The organism is Streptomyces sp. NPDC050121, assembly GCF_044460385.1.
In the GTDB taxonomy this organism is placed as follows: Bacteria; Actinomycetota; Actinomycetes; order Streptomycetales; family Streptomycetaceae; genus Streptomyces; species Streptomyces soliscabiei.
In genome coordinates, this window is record NZ_JBITJV010000014.1 from 105688 (window position 1) to 124919 (window position 19232).

Consider the following 19232-nt stretch of genomic DNA (forward strand, 5'->3'; position numbering starts at 1 on the left):
GTGACCGCACAACTCCTCGACGGCAAGGCGACCGCCGCCGACATCCGTCGCGAACTCGCCGAACGGGTCGCCAAGCTGACCGCCACCGGTGGCCGGCCGCCGGGGCTCGGCACCGTCCTGGTCGGAGACGACCCCGGCAGCCACGCCTACGTCGGCGGCAAGCACCGCGACTGTGCGCAGGTCGGCATCGCCTCCCTGCGCCGCGACCTGCCCGCCGACGCCACGCAGCAGCAGGTCGAGGACGTCATCGACGAACTCAACGCCGACCCCGCCTGCACCGGCTACATCGTGCAACTCCCGCTGCCGCGCCACCTGGACGCGAACGCCGTACTGGAGCGCATGGACCCGGCCAAGGACGCCGACGGTCTGCACCCCGTCAACCTCGGCCGCCTCGTCCTCGGCGAGGAGGCCCCGCTGCCCTGCACCCCGCGCGGCATCGTCGAACTCCTGCGCCGCTACGACGTGCCGATCGCCGGCGCGCGGGTGTGCGTGATCGGCCGGGGCATCACGGTCGGCCGTCCCATCGGCCTGCTGCTGACCCGCCGCTCGGAGAACGCCACCGTCACCCTGTGCCACACCGGCACCAAGGGCCTGGCCTGGCATGTGCGCGAGGCGGACATCGTCGTCGCGGCCGCCGGCTCACCCGGCCTGATCACCGGCGACATGCTCCGTCCGGGCGCGGCCGTCCTGGACGTCGGCATCACCCGCACCGACAGCGGGCTCGTCGGCGACGTACACCCCGGCGCGATGCAGGTCGCCGGGTGGGTCGCGCCGATGCCCAAAGGCGTCGGCCCCATGACGCGGGCGATGCTCCTCGCCAACGTCGTCGAGGCCGCCGAGAGGAACGCGAGCGCCGTATGAACCTGTCCCCTGCGCCGGACGGAGCCGCCCGATGAGCCCCCGCACCCCCGGCGCCGAACTCCCCGAGCACCCCGACTGGCTGTGGCGCACACCCGAACCGAAGCGGTCCTACGACGTCGTCATCGTGGGCGGCGGCGGCCACGGTCTGGCCACCGCCCACTACCTGGCGAAGAACCACGGCATCACCAACGTCGCCGTGTTGGAGAAGGGCTGGCTGGCCGGCGGCAACATGGCCCGCAACACCACGATCATCCGCTCCAACTACCTGTGGGACGAGAGCGCCGGCATCTACGAGCACGCCCTCAAACTGTGGGAGGGACTGGCGGAGGAGCTCGACTACCCCATCCTCTTCTCCCAGCGCGGCGTGCTGAACCTCGCCCACAGCCTCCAGGACGTCCGCGACAGCGTGCGCCGCGTGGAGGCCAACCGCCTCAACGGCGTGGACGCGGAGTGGCTCGACGCGGAGCGCGTCAAAGAGGTCTGCCCGATCGTCAACATCTCCCCGGACGTGCGCTATCCGGTCCTGGGCGCCACCTACCAGCCACGGGCCGGCATCGCCAAGCACGACCACGTCGCCTGGGGCCTGGCCCGCTCCGCCGACGCCGCCGGCATCGACATCATCCAGAACTGCGAGGTCACCGGACTGGACGTGGTCGGCGGCCGAGTGGTCGGCGTCCAGACCACGCTCGGCCCGATCGCCGCGGGCAAGGTCGCCCTGTGCTCCGCGGGCCACACCTCCGTCCTCGCCGCCATGGCCGGCATCGAACTCCCGCTCCAGAGCCACCCGTTGCAGGCGCTGGTATCGGAACTGCTGGAGCCGGTGCACCCCACCGTCGTCATGTCCAACGCGGTCCATGTGTACGTCAGCCAGGCGCACAAGGGCGAGCTGGTGATGGGCGCGGGCATCGACGCGTACAACTCGTACACCCAGCGCGGCGCGTTCCACATCATCGAAGAGCAGATGTCGGCGGCCCTGGAACTCTTCCCGGTCTTCGCCCGCGCCCACGTACTGCGCACCTGGGGCGGCATCGTGGACGTCAGCCCCGACGCCTCGCCGATCATCGGCCTCACCCCGGTGGACAACCTCTACCTCAACTGCGGCTGGGGCACCGGCGGCTTCAAGGCCACCCCGGGCGTCGGCTGGGTCTACGCCCACACCATCGCCCACGACACCCCGCACGCCCTCAACGCCCCCTTCTCGCTCGACCGTTTCACCACCGGCGCGCTCGTCGACGAGCACGGCGCGGCCGCGGTGGCCCACTAGGGACCCTCAAGGGAGCCGAACCATGCTGCTCATCCCCTGCCCGTGGTGCGGGCCCCGAGACGAGGCCGAGTTCCACTACGGCGGCCAGGCCCATGTCGCCTACCCGGCGGACCCGTCGACCCTGACCGACCAGGAGTGGGCCAAGTACCTGTTCTTCCGCGAGAACACCAAGGGTCCCTTCGCCGAACGCTGGAGCCACGCGGCGGGCTGCCGCCGTTGGTTCAACGCGGTACGCAACACAGCGACGAACGAGATCCTGGCGGTGTACCGGACGGGGGAGGAGCGTCCGGAGACGGTTGAGTCGCCTCCCCTCACTTCTCAGCCGCTTCCGGTAGATCCAGCCCGTCCGGGGGTCCCCCCTCTGGGGGAGTTCGAGGACGAGGCCCCTTCAGGGCCGACCGGGGGCCTGGGGGCAGAGCCCCCAGCACGGCTCGACAGCCAACCTCACCGTCTGGCCACGGGCGGCCGAGTCGACCGCACCGCACCACTCACCTTCACCTTCGACGGCACCCAATACCAGGGCTTCCGCGGCGACACCCTTGCCTCCGCCCTCCTCGCCAACGGCATCATCGCGGCAGCGACCAGCATCAAACTCGGCCGCCCCCGAGGCATCTTCTCCGCCGGCGCGGAAGAACCCAACGCCGTCGTCCAGATCGAGGAACCCTTCCCCGAGCCGATGCTCCCCGCGACCACGGTCGAGCTCTACGACGGGCTGGTCGCCACCAGCCTCCCCGGCCAGGGCCGCCTCGCCACGCAACCCGACCCGGCCCGCTACGACGCGGTACACGCCCACTGCGATCTGCTGATCGTCGGCGCGGGCCCGGCCGGCCTCGCGGCGGCAGCGGCGGCGGCGAAGAGCGGCGCCCGCGTCATCCTCGCCGACGCCGAGCCCGACCTCGGCGGAAGCCTCCTCGGCACCGGCGAACTCGCCGACTGGACAGCCGAGTTGACCGCCCAGCTCGACGCCGCCCCCGACGTACGCGTACTGCGCCGCACCACCGTCTTCGGCTACTACGACGACAACCACCTCCTCGCCGTCGAGCGCCGCACCAACCACCTCGGCGCCGAAGCCCCGGCCAACGTCTCCCGCGAACGCGTCCACCGCATCCGCGCCCGCCGGGTCGTCCTCGCCACCGGCGCCCATGAGCGCTCCCTCGCCTTCGCGGACAACGACCGCCCCGGCGTGATGCTGGCCGCCTCCGCCCGCACCCACCTGCACCGCCACGGCGTCCTCCCCGGCCGTCACGGGGTCGTGTTCACCACCAACGACAGCGCGTACGCGGCGGCGTTGGACCTGGCGGCCTCCGGGGTGGGGATCTCGGCGATCGTCGACACCCGCCCCGCGCCCGGCGCCTGGGCGGACCGCGCCCGCGCGGCCGGCATCGAGGTGCTGCCCGGTCATGCCGTCATCGGGACGGAGGGCGAGGCACGCCTGACGGCGGTGACCGTCGCCCCGTACGGCGAGACCACGGGACAGCGGGAGTTCGCGGCCGACCTGCTCCTGGTCTCCGGAGGCTGGAACCCCGTAGCGCATCTGTTCAGCCAGTCCGGCGGCAAGCTCCGCTACGACGAGGCGCTCGGCGCCTTCGTGCCCGACGTCGGCCGTCAGGCCGTCGAGGTCGCGGGCAGCGCGAGCGGTGTGTTCGACCTGGCCGGTGTCCTCGCGCAGGGCGCGGCGGCCGGCGCCCGGGCGATCGAGGCCGAGGGCTACTCCTCCGAGGCGCCTCGCCTTCCGCAGGTGCCCGCGCAGCCCCGGCTCACGCCGCCGATGCAGGTGTTCACCGTCCCGGGCCGCGAAGGCGCTCCCCGCTTCGTCGACCTCCAGCGCGACGTCACGGTCGACGACCTGTCCCGCGCCACCGGTGCCGGCATGCTCTCCGTCGAGCACACCAAGCGCTACACCACGGCAGGCACCGCCCTTGATCAGGGCAAGACCTCCGGCGTCCTGACCAGCGGTGTCGTGGCGGAACTCCTCGGCGTGGACATCTCCGCACTCGGCACGACCACCTTCCGTCCCCCCTACACCCCCGTCTCCTTCGCCGCGCTCGCCGGCCGCCACCGTGGCGCGCTGCACGACCCGGTCCGGGTGACGCCCCTGCACGCCTGGCATGTCGAGCATGGCGCCCTGTTCGAGAACGTCGGCCAGTGGAAGCGCCCCTGGTACTACCCGCGGGACGGCGAGGACATGGAGACGGCCGTCCTGCGCGAGTGCGCCGCCGCCCGCGACGGCGTCGCCTTCATGGACGCCTCCACCCTCGGCAAGATCGACGTCCAGGGCCCGGACGCCGGCGCGTTCCTCGACCTGCTCTACACGAACATGATGAGCACCCTGAAGGTCGGCATGATCCGCTACGGCGTGATGTGCCGCCCGGACGGCATGGTCTTCGACGACGGCACGGTCATCCGCCTCGCCCAGGACCGCTTCCTGGTCACCACCACGACCGGCAACGCGGCGGCCGTACTGGACTGGATGGAGGAGTGGCACCAGACCGAGTGGCCGGACCTGAAGGTCCACTGCACCTCGGTCACCGAGCAGTGGTCCACGGTCGCCCTGGTCGGCCCGAAGTCGCGCGCGGTCCTCGGCGCGCTCGCGCCCCGACTGGCGGTCTCCAACGACGACTTCCCGTTCATGGCCTGGCGCGAGACCACCGTCGCCGGCATCGGGGCACGCGTCTGCCGGATCAGCTTCTCCGGCGAACTCGCCTACGAGATCAACGTGTCACCGTGGGAGGCCCGCACCCTCTGGGAGGCGCTGTACGAGGCCGGCGCCCCGTACGGCATCACCCCGTACGGCACCGAGACCATGCACGTCCTGCGCGCCGAGAAGGGCTACCCGATCATCGGCCAGGACACCGACGGCACCGTCACCCCGCAGGACCTCGGCATGAGCTGGGTGGTGTCGAAGAAGAAGCCCGACTTCATCGGCAAGCGCTCCTACGCCCGTGCCGACACCACGCGCGGCGACCGCAAGCAGCTGGTCGGCCTCCTCCCGGAGGACCCCGGCGCCTTCCTCCCCGAGGGCGCCCACCTGGTCGCCGACAGCGTGCTGCCCGCCCCGCCCGTCCCGATGCTCGGCCATGTCACCTCCAGCTACCGCAGCGCCGCCCTCGGCCGCACGTTCGCCCTGGCCCTGATCAAGGGCGGCCGGGACCGCATCGGCGAACGGCTCTACGCACCCGTCGGCGACCGGCTGGTCCCGGTGACCGTCGCAAGCCCCGTCCTCTACGACCCCGAGGGAGCCCGTCGCGATGGCTGACACCGCACTCAGCAGCCCCCTGTCGCCCGCCGCCGACCGCCTCGCGGCCGCCACCCGCGGCTCCGGCGGCGCGGTCCGGCTGGCCGAACTCCCCTTCCTGGCCCAGCTGAACGTCCGTCTGGACGCCAAGGGGGCCGCGGGGGACGCCGTAGGGCGGGCACTGGGCGTCCAGCTGCCCCTGGAGCCCAACACGGTGGTCCGCACGGAGGAGTTGACGGCGCTGTGGCTGGGCCCCGACGAGTGGCTGCTGGTCGGGCCGCCGGGGACACAGCACGACCTGGAGAGCCGTGTCCGGGAGGCCGCCGGAGACCAACCGGTCTCCGTCACCGACGTCTCCGCCCAGCGCACGACGCTCCTCGTGGCGGGCCCCCGTGCCCGCGACCTCCTGGCCCACGGCTGCGCGTTGGACCTGCACCCGCGCGCCTTCGGTGCCGGACGCTGCGTCCAGACGACCCTGGGCCGCACCCAGGTCGTCCTGGTCTCCCGCGACGAACCCGGGGCCGGTTTCTGGGTACTGGTCCGCTCGTCCTTCGCCGACTACCTGGCGGACTGGCTGCTGGACGCGGCGACGGAATACGTCCCCACCTCCCCCACCGCGGAGCGCCCTCGATGACCCGCACAGCACCCGTTGAGGATCCCGGCGACGCCGGCTGCGGGTGGGCCCGCCGAAGGACCACGCGGCCGGGATTGCGGCGGTCGCCTCCTCGCTGAGCCACGCGAGCGCCCAGATGGGCGTACGGCGCACCCTGCTCACGCTGCTCCGCGTCAACCAGAAGGTGGGGCTTCGACTGTCCGCGTCGCGGCATCTGCTCGTCGTCGGGCGGCGGAGCGCCCGCACCCGCTGCCTGGCGATGCCGGGGAACGCGAACAACCGTCCTATGTGTCGCTGGCGGGGGTGATCGCCGGATGAATGGCGGTCGTGTGTGCGGTGGTCGTACTACGGTCCGATCCCATGAAGCTGGTGGTGCAGGTGAAGCTGCTGCCGACGCCCGAGCAGGCGTCGGCCCTTCAGGCGACCTTGCATGCCTGCAATCGGGCTGCCATCTACGCCTCGCAGGTTGCCGGGCCTGCCGATGTCGTCGCCGGGGTAAACGTGCGCGATCGCGCACGCTCGGCGTGGGTGTTTGTCACCGCACCCGCACCCTCTCCCTGAACTAAGGGGTTGGGTGGATGCGACCCGTGACCGTCCTGTCGTAGGGGACAGTCGGGAGCGCGACGAGGTGTGAACGACCGAGCGCACAAGCTCGGCCGTTCACGGCCGAGAAGGTGACCGTGAACCCACTGGAGATCCTGCGCGTGCCGGAAGGCCGGCTGCTGCTGCAGACACTGCGCTCGCACGACCAGTACAACACGACGATCTACGGGCTCGACGACCGCTATCGCGGCATCCACCAGGGCCGCCGGGTGCTGTTCGTGCACCGGGACGACCTCACCGCCCGAGGCCTCGTCGACGGCGACCTCGTCGACATCGTCAGTGAGTACGAGGACGGTGTGGAGCGCAGGGCGCCGGGCTTCCGCACGGTCGCCTTCCCGACGCCCCGAGGCTGCTGCGCGGCCTACTTCCCGGAGACCAACGTCCTGGTCCCCCTGGACTCCACGGCGGCCGTCAGCAACACCCCCACCTCCAAGTCCGTCGTGGTCCGCCTCGAACCGGCCGGGGCGGCCGAACCCACCTCCGGGTGATCACGGGGAATCACGGCCCTCGTCGATCAGCAGGCGCACGAAGTCGGTGACGGGCCCGACGATGTCGAGGTCCTGGTCGAGCATCCACTGCAACTGCAGCCCGTTGAGCACGGTGTGGAAGAGGACCGCCGCGCTCTCGGGGCTGACGCCCTCGCGCAACCGGCTGCGCGCGGCCTCGTCGTGGAACCGCTCCTAAGGACTGAGCGGGAGTGGGTCCTGGTGCCAGGACTCATGCTCAGCCGCGGGGGCGGCCCGCGGCCGCCAGACCGCTGTTGGGCAGCGCCTCACGCCCCGGGGTACCCGGTGGGGCCTGGACGGTCCGATGCCCCACACGATCGCTCTGGTCGTGTGGGGGCGGTGCCGTCCGTCGCCGGATCGGGTCTACCGCGCCCGGGCGGGCTCGTACCGCTTCAACGCCGGGTGAGGGATCCCTCATGTCTTCCTTGCGCACAGGAGTGGACCCCGGCGTTGCCCTGGCCGATCGTGGGCGACATGAACGATCACCGTACGGCGCCTGTCGAACCTGCCGGATCCACCGACGAGGAGGCCGCGCAGGTCCGCCGTTTCTGGGGTCGGCTCGGTCTTCCCGGGCTGGTCGACGTGCACACGCACTTCATGCCCGAGCGCGTCCTGCGCAAGGTCTGGGGCTACTTCGACGCGCTCGGATCGCTGACCGGTGGGCTCGAGTGGCCGATCACCTACCGGCAGGAGGAGGCGGAACGCACCGCCACGCTCCGGGAGTTCGGCGTGCGGGCCTTCACCGCGATGCTGTACCCGCACAAGCCCGGCATGGCCCGGTGGCTGAACGGCTGGGCCGCCGACTTCGCCCGCCGCACCCCCGACTGTCTGCACACCGCCACCCTCTATCCCGAGCCGGGCGTCGAGGCGTACGTCCGGGAGGCAGTCGAGGCGGGCGCGCGCGTCTTCAAGGCGCATGTGCAGGTGGGGGCGTACGACCCGGCCGACGAACTCCTGGAGCGGGCATGGGGGTTGCTGGCCGAGGCCGGGATCCCCGTGGTGATCCACTGCGGCTCCGGGCCCGCGCCCGGCAAGCACACCGGCCCCGAGCCGATCGGTCAGGTGCTGGCGAGGCATCCCCGGTTGCGGCTGATCGTCGCGCACCTGGGGATGGGCGAGTACGAGGAGTTCCTCGGCCTCGCCGAGCGGTACACGCAGGTGCGGCTGGACACGACGATGGCGTTCACCGACTTCTCCGAGCGGCTCATGCCGTTCCCCCGCCGGGCCCTGCCCCGGCTGGCCGGCCTGGGCGACCGCGTCCTGCTCGGCTCCGACTTCCCCAACATCCCCTATCCGTACCTGCACCAGCTCCATGCCCTGGAACGACTGGGTCTCGGGGAGGAGTGGCTGCGGGCGGTGTGCCACGACAATGCGGCACAGCTCTTCGGACTGGGCGAGGGCGGGGCGTAGTACCGGCGAAGCCGAGATCCGCATCGTCTGACGCCCGCCGACGCCGACGGACCCGGTGCGCCCGCCCTGTGGCGCGGTGCACCGGGTCCACGCACGGTCGCTGTCAGGGCACCTCGGGACCGCGGTACTCGTTCATCGCGTCGATCAGCCAGCGCGTCAGATAGTCGGCGAACGACGACCGCGGCAGGAGCCGATACGCCGGAGTGTCGTCGACCTGCCACAGCAGTACCGCGACAGGCCCCACCGTGGTGGACACCGCCCGACCGGGTCCGAAGGCCCGGGGGTGGAGGTCCAGCGGGCAGCCCTTCTCCAGCAGTTGCCGGGCGGCCGGGCCGCTCAGCTCCAGTGTGGTGCGGTTCGCGGAGACGTCCACGACCGACCCCGGGTCAGCTCCGAGCGCCTCTCGCAACTCGGCGGCCACAGAGGCCTCTTCGGCCTGCGACAGCACGAGCCACTCGTCCGGACCGAGCCAGACCACCGTATGGGGGCCGAACGCGCTGGTGTGGCCGCACTGGCGGGGGAGCGGCGCGCCGAGGGTCTTCTCGATACGGTCCGCCCCCTCGGACGCGGGGTCGACGCGCACGTTCACCATGGAGAGGAACGGCCACTCGGTCAGCGCGACGCCCCGGTCGCCGCTGACCGTGGCGGCCCGCATCCGCTCCTGAAGATGTGCCACGGGGCTGATGCGCAGGGCCACCGGGCCCGCGCCCGCGTCGATCGTCGGCTCAGCCATCTCGCCTGGTCCCTTCGGGGTCGTAGAGGACGAAGTCGGCCACCTCGACGGGCACCAGATCCTCGCCGACGGGGGCGAGCAGGGTCTCGCCGATCCTTGCCCGTCCGTCGGCCACGAGAGCGAGGGCGAAGGGCCGGCCGAGGGCCGGGCTGTGGTAGCTGGAGGTGACGTGGCCGAGCATCGGCACCGGCCCGGCCTCGGGAGTGAGGGGCACGTCCGGAGCGACGAGCTGGGTGCCCTCGGGCAGCCGGGTCGTGCGGTCGGCCGGCAGCAGGCCGACCAGTTGCTTGCGGTCGGTACGGGAGGTGTCGGCTCGGGCATGGGACCGCTTGCCGATGAAGTCCTTCTGCTTCGAGACCACCCAGGACATGCCCGCGTCCTGCGGGGTGACGGTGCCGTCGGTGTCCTGGCCGACGATGATGTAGCCCTTCTCGGCCCGCAGGACGTGCATGGTCTCGGTGCCGTACGGGGTGATGTCGTAGGGTCGGCCGATCGCGTACACCTCCTCCCAGACCGCCAGGCCGTACCAGGCGCAGACGTTGATCTCGAAGGCGAGTTCCCCGGAGAAGGAGATCCGGCAGATGCGGGCCGGGACGCCGGAGGCCAGGATGGTCTCGCGGAAGGCCATGAACGGGAACGCCTCGGCGGACAGGTCGACGTCGGGCGCGAGATGGGCGACCACCTCGCGCGACCGGGGCCCGACCACGGCGATCGTCGACCACTGCTCGGTGACCGAGGTGCAGTGGACGTCGAGTTCGGGCCACTCGGTCTGCAGCCACTCCTCCAGCCAGTCCAGGACGTTCGCCGCGCCGCCGGTCGTCGTGGTCATGAAATAGCGGTCCTCGTCGAGGCGCAGCGTCACACCGTCGTCGAAGATCATGCCGTCGGGCTTGCACATGACGCCGTAGCGGGCCGTGCCGGGCTTGAGCTTCTTGAAGGCGTTGGTGTAGACGCGGTTGAGGAACTCGCCCGCGTCCGCGCCCCGGACCTCGATCTTGCCGAGGGTGGAGGCGTCCATGAACGCCACCCCCTCACGGGCCGCCCGGCACTCGCGGGCCACGGCCGCGTCCATGTCCTCGCCGGGCCCCGGGTAGTACCGGGGGCGCTTCCACTGCCCGACGTCCTCGAACTCCGCGCCGTGGTCCACATGCCAGCTGTGGAGGGAGGTGGTGCGTTCGGGATCGAACAGCTCGCCGCGCTCACGGCCCGCCAGGGCCGCGAAAGCCACCGGTGTGTAGGGCGCCCGGTAGGCCGTCGTGCCGATCTCGCCGGGCGACGCGCCCGCGCCGAGGGCATCGGCGATCACCCCGATCGCGTTGACGCCGGACGTCTTGCCCTGGTCGCCCGCCGTGCCGAGCGAGGTGTAGCGCTTGACGTGCTCGACACCCCGCATGCCCGCCCCGGTGGAGCGCCGGACGTCGGCGACGCTGACGTCGCGCTGCAGGTCGACGAAGTGGGTGTCCCAGCCGCCGGGTTCGCCGTCGGGGGCGGGCACCAGCCACAGGGCGCGCACCTCGGGGCGTACCGTCCTGGACGAGGCCGTGGGCACCGGAGCCGGGAACCCGGCGTCCGTCGCGGCGCGCGCACCGGCCCGCGCGCCCTCGGCCAGACAGCCGTCGAGGTCGTACGTCCCGCGGGCCGCACCGACGACCTGCTGGTCGCGTACGGTCCCGTCGGGGACGAAGGCGACCAGGTCCTCGTCCCAGCGCAGCCGGCCCTGGCGCTGGCTGTGCAGATGCACCACCGGGCTCCAGCCGCCCGACACGGCGAGCAGGTCGCAGTCGAACGACCGTGACTCACCGGTGAGTCGACCACTGTCGTCGAGAGCCTGGACGGTGACGCCGGTGAGCCGGTGACCGCCCGCGGTGTCGACGACCGCGCTGCCCGTCAGCACGCCGACCCCGGTCGCCGCAGCGACCTCGGCGGCCCGGTCGGACACCTGCGGGCGCGCGTCCACCACGGCGGCGATGTCGATCCCCGCGGCATGCAGGTCGGCGACCGTGTCGTAGGCGCTGTCGTTGGTCGTGCTCACCACGGCCCGTGAACCCGGCGCCACGGCATACCGGTTGAGGTAGGTGCGCACGGCCGCGGCGAGCATCACCCCGGGCCGGTCGTTGCCGGCGAAGACCAGCGGGCGCTCGTGCGCACCGGTCGCCAGGACGACCTGCCGGGCCCGGATGTGCCACAGCCGCTGCCGCGAGACGCCTTCCGGAGCGGCGGCTCCGAGATGGTCGGTGCGCCGCTGGAGGGCCAGCACATAGTTGTCGTCGTACGACCCGAAAGCCGTGGTGCGGGGCAGTACGACGACCTCGGGGGCGGCGTCGAGGGCCGTGCGGACGTCTGCGATCCACTCGGTGTCGGAGTGCAGTGAACCGCCGGGCTCCGGCTGTTCGTCGACGAGGATCACGCGGGCGCCGGAACCGGCGGCAGCGGCGGCGGCCGCGAGCCCGGCCGGTCCGGCGCCGACGACCAGGACGTCGGTGTGGACGTACTTCTTGTCGTAGACGGCGGGGTCGGGGGTGGGATCGAGCCGGCCCATCCCGGAGAGCGTGGTGGCGGACAGACCGTCGTACAGCTCCACGGTCGTCGCCGGGAGCATGCCCTCCGAGCACGAACCGTCGAGCTGCACCAGGGCGTTGGGCTCCTCGACGCCAGCGCTGACGATGCCGCGCGGGCGGCCGCGGTAGAGCGACGGGGCGACCTCGACGACCCCGTTCGCCAGCATCGCCGAGGCGAGGGTGTCGCCGGGATGGCCGGTCAGCTCCCGTCCGTCGACGGTGAACCGCAGCACGGCGTTGCGGTCGACGCGGCCGCCTCGCGGGAGCCGGAAGGGCTGGTCGGTCATCGGTTCCCTCCGGCCTGGGGCAGTTCGGGGCGCGGCTCGTCGAGCCGGTAGGAGGTCAGCACCTCGTGGGTGGCGGTGTCGCGCAGGACGTTGAACCAGCGGCGGCAGCCGATGCCGTGCATCCACCGCTCGGCGAAGGGGCCCTTGGGGTTGTCGCGGTAGAAGACGTACTCGGCCCACTGCTCGTCCGTGAGGTCGGCGGGGGACTCGGGGTAGGGGACGTGGGCCTGTCCGCCGTAGTGGTACTCGGTCTCGTTCCGCGGCCCGCACCATGGGCAGGTGATCAGCAGCACGGTGTCCTTCTCTCCACAGGCTTTCAGTGGGCCACGGCTGCGGCGCCGTGCTCGTCGATCAGTGCGCCCGTCGCGAAACGTTCCAGGGCGAAGGGGGCGTTCAGCGGATGCGGCTCGCCCGTGGCGATGGTGTGGGCGAAGGTCCAGCCGGCGGCCGGGGTGGCCTTGAACCCGCCGGTGCCCCAGCCGCAGTTGACATAGAGGTTCTCGACGGGGGTCGTGCCGATGACGGGGGAGGCGTCGGGGGTGACGTCGACGATGCCGCCCCAGGTCCGCAGCACGTGCGCGCGGGCGAAGACGGGGAACAGCTCGACGGCGGCGGCCATCTGCTGCTCGATCACATGGAACGAGCCGCGCTGACCATAGCCGTTGTACGAGTCGACGCCCGCGCCCATCACCAGCTCGCCCTTGTGGGCCTGGGAGACGTAGACGTGCACATGGTTCGACATGACGACCGTCGGATGCACCGGCTCGTGCAGCTCGGACACCAGCGCCTGGAGCGGGTGCGACTGCACCGGCAGCCGGACGCCCGCCCGCGCGGCCAGCACACTGCTGTGTCCGGCGGCAGCGAGGCCGACCCGGCCGGCGTGAATGCGGCCGCGGTTGGTCTCGACGCCCACGACGCGGTCGCCGTCCTTGAGGAAGCCGGTGACCTCACAGCCCTGGATCAGGTCCACGCCCATCTCGTCGGCCCGGCGGGCCAGCGCCCAGGCGACGTGGTCGTGCTTGGCGATGCCCGCCCGCGGCTGGAAGGTGCCGCCGAGGACCGGATACCGGGTGCGGGAGGAGACGTTGAGGATGGGGCAGACCTTGGCGACCTCGTCCGGTTCGAGCCACTCGGCGTCGACCCCGTTGAGGCGGTTGGCGCCCACCCGGCGCATTCCCTCGCGGACGTCCTGCAGGGTGTGCGCGAGGTTGAGGACGCCGCGCTGACTGAACAGGAAGTCGTAGTCCAGCTCCTCGGGGAGCCGCTCCCACAGCTTGAGCGCGTGCTCGTAGATCGCCGCGCTCTCGTCCCACAGATAGTTGGAGCGGATGATCGTGGTGTTGCGGGCCATGTTGCCGCCGGCCAGCCAGCCCTTCTCCAGGACGGCCACGTTGGTGATGCCGTGGTTCTTGGCGAGGTAGTAGGCGGTGGCCAGGCCGTGGCCGCCCGCGCCGACGATGACGACGTCGTACGAGGAGCGCGGCTCGGGGTTGCGCCAGAGCCAGTCCGGATGCTCCGGCAGCGGCTTGGTCGTCATGCCGCGTCTCCGTTCAGGTGGGACGGGTGGGTCGGGTGAGGCAGGTGGGGGTAGAGGGGGAACGCGTCGGCGAGCTTCCCGACCCGGTCGCGCAGCAGGCCCGCGCGCTCGCCGTCGAGCCGCTCCTCCTTCAGGGCCTGGGCGATGATGTCGGCGACCTCCCGGAACTCCGCCTCGCCGAAGCCCCGGGTGGCCAGCGCGGGGGTGCCGATCCGCAGCCCCGAGGAGACCATCGGCGGGCGCGGGTCGAACGGCACCGCGTTGCGGTTGACGGTGATGCCGATGCTGTGCAGCCGGTCCTCGGCCTGCTGTCCGTCGAGCGCGGAGTTCCGCAGGTCGACGAGGACCAGGTGGACCTCGGTGCCGCCGGTCAGCACGGTGATGCCGGCCTCGGCCACGTCGTCGGCCAGCAGCCGTCCGGCGAGGATGCGGGCGCCGTCCAGAGTGCGCTGCTGCCGGTCCTTGAACTCCTCGCTCGCCGCCACCTTGAAGGCCACCGCCTTCGCCGCGACGACATGCTCCAGCGGGCCGCCCTGCTGGCCCGGGAAGACCGCGGAGTTGATCTTCTTGGCCAGGTCGGCGCGGCTGAGTATCACCCCGCCGCGCGGGCCGCCGAGGGTCTTGTGCGTGGTGGTCGTGACGACATCGGCGTACGGCACGGGGCTCGGGTGGAGCCCCGCGGCCACCAGACCGGCGAAGTGGGCCATGTCCACCATCAGGTACGCGCCCACCGCGTCGGCGATCCGCCGGAACGCGGCGAAGTCCAGCTGCCGGGGGTACGCCGACCAGCCCGCGACGATCAGCTTGGGCCGGTGGGCGAGAGCGAGCTGCTCGACCTCGTCCATGTCGATGCGCATGTCGGACTCGCGCACGTGGTACGGCACGACGTTGTACAGCTTGCCGGAGAAATTGATGCGCATGCCGTGGGTCAGGTGCCCACCGTGCGCGAGGTCGAGGCCGAGGATCGTGTCGCCGGGCTGGAGCAGCGCGAACATAGCGGCCGCGTTGGCCTGGGCGCCCGAGTGCGGCTGCACGTTCGCGGCCTCGGCGCCGAACAGTTCCTTCACCCGGGCGATGGCCAACTGCTCGATGACGTCGACGTGTTCGCAGCCGCCGTAGTAGCGGCGGCCCGGGTAGCCCTCGGCGTACTTGTTGGTCAGGACCGAGCCCTGGGCCTCCATGACGGCGGCCGGGGCGAAGTTCTCCGAGGCGATCATCTCGAGGGTGGACTGCTGGCGGTGCAGCTCGGCGGCCACCGCGGTGGCGACATCCGGGTCGAGCTCGCTGAGCGGGAGGGAGAGGGAGGAGCCGGCCGTGGTGATCGACGGGTCCGTTGCCATCTGCACACCATCCTGGGAGTCAACTGAAGAGCATCTGATATATCAGCCTGTGCGGTAAGGTATGGGAGCTCGCCGGACAGGTCAAGGGGGCTTCATGCAGCAGGCGGCGACCGAGCAGCCAGGGGGCGAGGAGCTGTCCCTCGCCGAACGCGCCTACCGCGTCGTCCGCGACCGGCTCGTCATGCTGGATATCCGCCCGGGCGCGCCGATCAACGAGGACCAGCTGGCGCAGTCCCTCGGCGTCGGTCGGACGCCGGTGCGCGAGGCCCTCAAACGACTCCAGTACGAACGTCTCATCGCGACCTACCCCCGACGCGGCACCTTCGCCACCGACGTCAACATCACCGACCTGGCCCATATCTCCGAGGTGCGCCAGGAACTGGAACCCCTGGCCGCCGCCCAGGCGGCGCGCCGCGCCACGGCCGCGGACCGGGCGACGCTGACGGACCTCCTACGGGAGTTGCAGAGCCCGGCCTCCCGGCCGCAGGACGCCGCCGATCTCATGCACCTCGACCTTCAGGTGCACCGCGCCATCTACGCCGCCACGCACAATCCCTACCTGGAGGACACCCTCGTCCGCCACGACAACCTGGCCACCCGCATCTGGTGCCTGTTCGTGGACCGGCTGACCGACATGGCCGGCCATATCGAAGAGCACGGCCCGTTGATCGAGGCGATCGTCGCCGGCGACCCCGACAAGGCGGCACAACTCGCCCGCAGTCACGTCGAGGGCTTCGAACAGGCCATTCGCGCAGCCATCTGACACGACGCCGTGAGGCCCGGGGCACCACCTCAAGGGTCTGCCCCATCGGGCAGCGCCGGCTGCACTCCCGTAAGCGGTCGCACGCCTGTACCTGGTGCACACCCTGAGGCAGTGTCAGGGTCAGAGAGGTCTGCCGCTGGACGTCCCAGGGAGCGAGAATGCCTGACCACGCACACGACCACGACCACGACCACGAACACGACCATCAACAGGCCGGCCACGGGCGGTCCCAGACCGACGACTCGCGGCTGTTCAAGGCGGCAGCCGCGGGTCGCCCCGATGTTCTGGGCCCGTCGGGCATGGGCACGCTGCAGCGTGCCGTCGGCAACAGCGCGGTGGGCGCCATGCTGCAGCGCGAGCAGGACGAGGAAACCCCGCCGACCCCTGCGACTCCCTCGGCCCCGTCGGCTTCCTCGCCTCGGCGCTCGCCCGTGCACGACGTCATCGGGTCGGGCTCCGGGCAGAGCCTCGGCGCCGATGTCCGCTCCGACATGGAGGCAAGGCTCGGCGCGGACTTCTCCGACGTGCGGGTGCACACGGGCGACGCGGCGCACGAGTCGGCGACGTCCGTCGGCGCACACGCCTACACCGTCGGCAACAACGTCGTCTTCCAGCGGGACGCCTACGACCCGTCCTCCCATGCCGGGCGCACGACGCTCGCCCATGAGCTGACCCATGTGATCCAGCAGCGCAGCGGCCCGGTCGACGGTGCCGCGGCACCCGGCGGGATCCGGGTCAGCGACCCCTCGGACCGGTTCGAGCGGGAGGCCAGTGCGAACGCCGAACGCGTCCTGTCCGCCCCGGCCCCGGCCACCCAGGGCGCGGAGCGGGCGGCGGCCGGGGCCGAGCCGTCCGCGGCGGTCCAGCGGCAGTCCGAGGAGGCCGACGAGGAACCCGCCGACGTCCAGGGGCTGTTCGTGCAACGGGCCGAGGAGGAGCAGCAGGACGAGCCGGGCGACGCGTGAGCAGGCACGGCCCCCCCGGGATCGTGCCCGGGGGGCCGTACCGTCTCGCTGTCTCGCCGTCTCGCCGTCTCGCCGTGCCGGGCGAGCTCCGGCCGCGCGGGCTCAGGCCGTGGAGGGGGAGGCGCTCGGGCTGGGTGCGGCCGCCTCCCGCAGCGTCCCGCCGACCAGCACCGACTCGTCGCACTGGCCCGGCGTCGGGCCGCCCACCGGCTTTCCCACCTGACTGCAGGTCACCGTCATGGTGATCCGCCCCTCGGCGGGCACCACGATCGGGGTGACGAAGTGGTAGTCCTGGTCACGGAAGTTCTGCAGTGCCAGGGTCAGCAGGGTCCGGCTCTCGGAGGAGATGACGACGGTACCGGAGTCGCCCTGCGGGTTCTGCACCACGAGGTCCGTCAGGTCGAACGCCTGACCGGCCGGGACGCTGTACACCGTGTCGGACGTCGGGTCGCCGCCCACCGCGTCCTTGACCCCGGCCTGAGCGCTGCGCGGATCCCCCGCACCGCCACCCCCGCCCCCGCCGCCCCCTGTGCCTCCGCCGCCTGTTCCGCCCGTGCCCCCGCCGGTGCTTCCGGCCGCCGGTCCCGCTCCGCCGCCGGAGCCCGGTGAGCCGCCGCCCCCTGCGTCCTTTCCCGTTCCGGCGGCACCCCCCGACGCACCCGAGGAGCCGCCGCCGCTCGCGGCGCCGGACGCGCGGGCGCTGGGCGACAGCACGGCGGCCACCTGCTTCTTGGACTCCTCCCGCGCCGCCGACCGCACCACCGGACGCAGCAGGGCGAACCACACGACGGCCAGGGCCACCACGGCGGCCACCGCCGCCGCCAGGGCGCGCGGCAGCCAGCGCGGCAGTATCGCGTTCTGCTGGTAGGTGCCGTCCAGGGGGACCGGCTCGTGCGGCGCCCCGCCCGTGGGCGTCGCCACCACCTGGAAGGGATGCACCACGGGAGCGCCACGCCACAGCCGCCGCGCCGGACGCGCCGTGAGTCGCGACAACTCGGCGGCGCCCGGCGGCAGTTCGACGGTCTCCCGGGCGAAGCGCAACCGTACCCGGGAGCTGTCGCCCTGGGCCGCCAGCCGCACCGTCATCGGGATGTTGCCGCGGTTGTCGACGGCCACGTCCGTACGGCCGCGCCAAGCCCCCTCGAACCCGCGGGGCACCAGCTCCCCGGTGACCTCGGCGAACGGCAGGACCGTGACGACGCCCTCGGGGACCACCGCCGTGTCGGGGGCGCTGGTGGGCTCCACCCGCACCCCGAACGGGACGTCCCCGGCCGGCACCTCCGAGCTTCGGGGCGGACTCAGCGCGAGAACCGCGGTGCCCGTACTGTCCGGATACAGCGAAAGGCTCGTTGGCTCGACGGTCGCCCAGGCCGCTGCCGGGCCCACGACCTCGAAGCGATACTCCTCCACCGTGCTGCCGGAGTTGCGTACCTGAAGGGGGACTTCGATCCGCCCACCAGGCTCGGCGGTCACAGCGGTCGTGTCCAGGCTCGCCGCAGTTGTCATGATCGGCACCGTAAAGCCGGTGGCGGCGGCCGACAGGGGCCTCGCAGGAAGACTTTCGGGAAGCTGAGGTGCCCATTGACGCCTTGTTGACTTTGCGTGGAGTCGCCTGCCGCATACTGCTCGACGCGCCGCGATGCGCTCGACCAGGGGGGAGACTGGTGTGGACCGGATAGTTGTGTGCCTGCGCGCCGATGACCCGATCTCCAGAGCGGGGGTCGCCACGCAACTGCGGCCCCGGCCGGAGATCCGGCTGCAGGAGGAGGGGGAGGAACCGGCCGCCGCCGTGGTGGTGGTCGTCGTGGACACCATAGACGAGGAGTCGCTGCGGACCCTTCGTCACATCCGGCGGACGACGGCGGCCCGGGTGGCGCTGGTCGCCACCCGCATCGACGACCAGCAACTGGTCGGCGCCGCCGAGTGCGGAGTGGCGGGCGTCCTGCGCCGGTCCGAGGCGACGCCGGAGCGGCTGGTGCAGGTGATCAACGCGGTGGCCAGGGGAGAGGGAAGCGTTCCCGCGGACCTGCTGGGCCGCCTGCTGGAGCAGGTCGGCCAGTTGCAGAGCCAGGTTCTGGCGCCGCGCGGCCTGAACTTCCACGGGCTCACCGACCGGGAGATCGAGGTCGTCCGACTGGTCGCCGAGGGGTACGACACCGGGGACATCGCCACCAAGCTCGCGTACTCCGATCGCACCATCAAGAACATCCTGCACGACCTCGTCACCCGCCTGCACCTGCGCAACCGCTCTCACGTCGTCGCCTACGCGCTCCGGCAGGGGCTGATCTGAAGAGGCCGGCCCGTCTCGGCGGGTGAGGGAGAGGCCGATTGCCCAGAGGGGCAGACCGCACTTCCCACATGGGTGTCCCATGCGCCGCTCCGTCGAAGAGCGGCGCCGGGGACGGTGGGGCAGACGCCGATCTGGGAGGGGATGTCGTGCGGTTGTTCCGGCTGCGGGCGGGCCTGATGGCCTCGGTCCTCGCGCTCGGCGCGGTAGGGGCCGGCATCGGAGAAACGGTGCCGCCGGGCCTGACCACGGCTTCGTCCCCTCTGTCGT

17 protein-coding genes and 2 pseudogenes are annotated in these 19232 nt (G+C 72.0%); 11 read left to right on the top strand and 8 right to left on the bottom strand.

Going from position 1 to position 19232, the window contains the following annotated elements; translation table 11 throughout:
• The 7 genes and pseudogenes from ACIBTS_RS22410 to ACIBTS_RS22440 form a co-directional block, all read left to right on the top strand.
• Positions 1 to 861 (top strand): bifunctional methylenetetrahydrofolate dehydrogenase/methenyltetrahydrofolate cyclohydrolase, encoded by an 861-nt coding sequence (locus ACIBTS_RS22410; RefSeq protein ID WP_399321543.1) that lies wholly within the window; start codon positions 1 to 3, stop codon positions 859 to 861.
• A 31-nt stretch (positions 862 to 892) separates the two neighbouring features.
• A complete protein-coding gene (locus ACIBTS_RS22415) occupies positions 893 to 2125 on the top strand; it encodes a sarcosine oxidase subunit beta family protein (protein ID WP_319671649.1) in 1233 nt (410 codons plus the stop codon).
• Positions 2126 to 2147: 22 nt separating this feature from the next.
• On the top strand, positions 2148 to 5381 hold the full coding sequence (locus ACIBTS_RS22420) for a sarcosine oxidase subunit delta family protein (RefSeq protein WP_399321544.1): 3234 nt from the start codon (positions 2148 to 2150) through the stop codon (positions 5379 to 5381).
• Complete coding sequence (locus tag ACIBTS_RS22425) at positions 5374 to 5994, top strand: sarcosine oxidase subunit gamma (RefSeq protein ID WP_399321546.1); 621 nt, start codon at positions 5374 to 5376, stop codon at positions 5992 to 5994. The genes ACIBTS_RS22420 and ACIBTS_RS22425 overlap by 8 nt, the downstream gene beginning before the upstream one ends.
• A gap of 43 nt (positions 5995 to 6037) precedes the next feature.
• Complete coding sequence (locus tag ACIBTS_RS22430; protein ID WP_399321547.1) at positions 6038 to 6280, top strand: hypothetical protein; 243 nt, start codon at positions 6038 to 6040, stop codon at positions 6278 to 6280.
• Positions 6281 to 6333: 53 nt separating this feature from the next.
• A complete protein-coding gene (locus tag ACIBTS_RS22435) occupies positions 6334 to 6534 on the top strand; it encodes a hypothetical protein (RefSeq protein WP_399321549.1) in 201 nt (66 codons plus the stop codon).
• Between the two features lie 116 nt (positions 6535 to 6650).
• Positions 6651 to 7064 (top strand): annotated as a pseudogene (locus tag ACIBTS_RS22440) (molybdopterin dinucleotide binding domain-containing protein); the annotation flags it as partial.
• Here the strand turns inward: ACIBTS_RS22440 and ACIBTS_RS22445 are convergent.
• On the bottom strand, positions 7065 to 7223 hold the full coding sequence (locus ACIBTS_RS22445) for a hypothetical protein (protein WP_399321551.1): 159 nt from the start codon (positions 7221 to 7223) through the stop codon (positions 7065 to 7067).
• Positions 7224 to 7256: 33 nt separating this feature from the next.
• Positions 7257 to 7443 (bottom strand): annotated as a pseudogene (locus ACIBTS_RS22450) (IS200/IS605 family accessory protein TnpB-related protein); the annotation flags it as partial.
• Positions 7444 to 7556: 113 nt separating this feature from the next.
• Between ACIBTS_RS22450 and ACIBTS_RS22455 the strand changes: the two are divergent.
• Positions 7557 to 8492: an amidohydrolase family protein gene (locus ACIBTS_RS22455; RefSeq protein ID WP_399321552.1), complete on the top strand. Its 936-nt coding sequence runs from the start codon at positions 7557 to 7559 to the stop codon at positions 8490 to 8492.
• A gap of 103 nt (positions 8493 to 8595) precedes the next feature.
• On the opposite strand, the gene ACIBTS_RS22460 is transcribed toward ACIBTS_RS22455, so the two are convergent.
• From ACIBTS_RS22460 to glyA, 5 genes are read right to left on the bottom strand one after another with little or no spacing between them, the layout of a single operon-like run.
• Entirely contained in the window at positions 8596 to 9225 is a 630-nt protein-coding gene (locus tag ACIBTS_RS22460; RefSeq protein ID WP_399321554.1) for a sarcosine oxidase subunit gamma, read from the bottom strand.
• A complete protein-coding gene (locus ACIBTS_RS22465) occupies positions 9218 to 12070 on the bottom strand; it encodes a sarcosine oxidase subunit alpha family protein (RefSeq protein ID WP_399321555.1) in 2853 nt (950 codons plus the stop codon). Before ACIBTS_RS22465 ends, ACIBTS_RS22460 begins: the two co-directional genes overlap by 8 nt.
• Positions 12067 to 12363: a sarcosine oxidase subunit delta gene (locus ACIBTS_RS22470; RefSeq protein ID WP_399321557.1), complete on the bottom strand. Its 297-nt coding sequence runs from the start codon at positions 12361 to 12363 to the stop codon at positions 12067 to 12069. Before ACIBTS_RS22470 ends, ACIBTS_RS22465 begins: the two co-directional genes overlap by 4 nt.
• A gap of 23 nt (positions 12364 to 12386) precedes the next feature.
• Entirely contained in the window at positions 12387 to 13607 is a 1221-nt protein-coding gene (locus ACIBTS_RS22475) for a sarcosine oxidase subunit beta family protein (protein ID WP_079658083.1), read from the bottom strand.
• Positions 13604 to 14947, bottom strand: a complete 1344-nt coding sequence (gene glyA, locus ACIBTS_RS22480) for a serine hydroxymethyltransferase (RefSeq protein ID WP_399321559.1) — start codon at positions 14945 to 14947, stop codon at positions 13604 to 13606. The genes ACIBTS_RS22475 and glyA overlap by 4 nt, the downstream gene beginning before the upstream one ends.
• A 94-nt stretch (positions 14948 to 15041) precedes the next feature.
• Here glyA and ACIBTS_RS22485 point away from each other — a divergent pair, with 94 nt between their 5' ends.
• Together ACIBTS_RS22485 and ACIBTS_RS22490 are read left to right on the top strand one after the other, a co-directional pair.
• Positions 15042 to 15710, top strand: a complete 669-nt coding sequence (locus ACIBTS_RS22485) for a GntR family transcriptional regulator (RefSeq protein WP_399321561.1) — start codon at positions 15042 to 15044, stop codon at positions 15708 to 15710.
• 158 nt (positions 15711 to 15868) lie between these two features.
• Entirely contained in the window at positions 15869 to 16675 is an 807-nt protein-coding gene (locus ACIBTS_RS22490) for a DUF4157 domain-containing protein (RefSeq protein ID WP_399321563.1), read from the top strand.
• A gap of 102 nt (positions 16676 to 16777) precedes the next feature.
• Here ACIBTS_RS22490 and ACIBTS_RS22495 read toward each other — a convergent pair whose 3' ends face one another.
• Positions 16778 to 18181, bottom strand: coding sequence for a hypothetical protein (locus tag ACIBTS_RS22495; protein WP_399321565.1), 1404 nt, complete (start codon positions 18179 to 18181; stop codon positions 16778 to 16780).
• A 160-nt stretch (positions 18182 to 18341) separates the two neighbouring features.
• Between ACIBTS_RS22495 and ACIBTS_RS22500 the strand changes: the two genes are divergently transcribed.
• On the top strand, positions 18342 to 18965 hold the full coding sequence (locus tag ACIBTS_RS22500) for a response regulator transcription factor (protein WP_334574944.1): 624 nt from the start codon (positions 18342 to 18344) through the stop codon (positions 18963 to 18965).
• Positions 18966 to 19232: the final 267 nt, after the last annotated feature.